This is a genomic window from Sulfitobacter sp. (assembly GCF_036960155.1).
Taxonomy (GTDB): Bacteria; Pseudomonadota; Alphaproteobacteria; order Rhodobacterales; family Rhodobacteraceae; genus Sulfitobacter.
In genome coordinates, this window is sequence record NZ_JBALWB010000021.1 from 1 (window position 1) to 220 (window position 220).

1 protein-coding gene is annotated in these 220 nt (G+C 61.8%); it reads right to left on the reverse strand.

The window, feature by feature from the left end; all coding sequences use genetic code 11:
• Positions 1-220: calcium-binding protein (locus V7775_RS23125; protein ID WP_335754306.1), on the reverse strand; the 220-nt coding region annotated here is incomplete at both ends.

The window sequence follows — 220 nt, forward strand, 5'->3', positions numbered from 1 at the left end:
AAGGCCACCACTGACATCATCTTTGCCAGACCCGCCATTGATGGTGTCGTTGCCGGAACCGCCCTCAATCGTGTCGATGCCAGACCCGCCATCAATCTGGTCGGACCCTATGCCGCCGTCAATCGTGTCATTGCCCGTGCCGCCGTCAATCGTGTCATTGCCCGTGCCGCCGTCAATCGTGTCATTGCCCGCGCCGCCGTCTACCGTGTCATTGCCGCCG